This window comes from Hyalangium minutum, from assembly GCF_000737315.1.
GTDB classification, from domain to species: Bacteria; Myxococcota; Myxococcia; order Myxococcales; family Myxococcaceae; genus Hyalangium; species Hyalangium minutum.
On record NZ_JMCB01000043.1, the window covers coordinates 1 to 1,021 of the forward strand.

Consider the following 1,021-nt stretch of genomic DNA (forward strand, 5'->3'; position numbering starts at 1 on the left):
GAAGAACGCCATCCCTTGGCCGAACACCAGACGGTACTTGCCCCCGGTACGAACATCCATCTCGCAGGAAACCAGGGTCATTCCCATCGACTTCGGCACCCACCACTTCTTGAACAGCTCGGGCTTTGTCCACGCCTCGAACACGATGCGTGCCGGACCATTGAAAGTTCGCGTGACGACGGTCTCACGCTCGGACTTCCGTTCCACAGTCGTGCGGTTCTTCATGGGTGTGGGCTCACTCTCTCTTCTTGCGTCCATCGACCTGCTCCTTGCGTTTCAATTCCTCGACAACCTTGTCCAACTCGTCGAAGCGTGCGTCCCAGAGCTGGCGGTACCTCTCGAGCCATGCCATCTCTTCCTCCAGTCGGCGCGGGCCGATCTTGCAGGTCCGCACGCGCCCGACCTTCTCCGTGATCACGAGCCCGGCCCGCTCCAGGACACCGACGTGCTTCTTCATGCCCGTGAGGGTCATGTTGAACTTCTCGGCGAGGTCCGTGATCGAGGCCTCCGCACGCCCGAGCTGCTCCAGAACACCGCGTCGGGTGGCGTCGGAGAGCGCGGCGAACGAAGCATCGAGGCCGACATTCGCATACTGAACCATTCGGTTCAGTGTCTAGCACGCGGATAGATGGCACGCAAGGGCAGTTCGAGCGCGTGCTGCTTGAAGCAAGTTGGCCTCGCTGAAGTAGCCTGTATCCGCTGTCATCACAGTGGGCGGCCCCAAGCAGTTTTTCACTACCTGCTCCATCATCGGCAGCTCGTGTTTTCGCTCATGGGCTCTCTGGCCGGTGAAGGTTCGCTTGTTCACGGAGCCGGCGTGAGGTGTCACGCCTTCACTCCTTTTCGTCGGGACGCTTGCGCCCTATCCGCCATTCCCTATCTTCGTCCGGACTGCGACTCCTGGTGGCATCCAGCGCGTGGGGGACTCGATGAAGCGGCATGTCTTGGTGACTGGGGCGAGCATCGCGGGGCCCACGCTGGCCTGGTGGCTCACCCGCTTTGGCATGAGCGTCACGGTGGT

At 61.5% G+C, this 1,021-nt stretch carries 2 protein-coding genes; both read right to left on the minus strand.

Annotated features, from left to right (window positions below):
* The coding region (locus tag DB31_RS44330; RefSeq protein ID WP_044200057.1) for an SRPBCC domain-containing protein at positions 1-225 on the minus strand (225 nt) is incomplete at its 3' end.
* A gap of 10 nt (positions 226-235) precedes the next feature.
* Positions 236-601, minus strand: coding sequence for an ArsR/SmtB family transcription factor (locus DB31_RS44335; RefSeq protein ID WP_044200054.1), 366 nt, complete (start codon positions 599-601; stop codon positions 236-238).
* Positions 602-1,021: the final 420 nt, after the last annotated feature.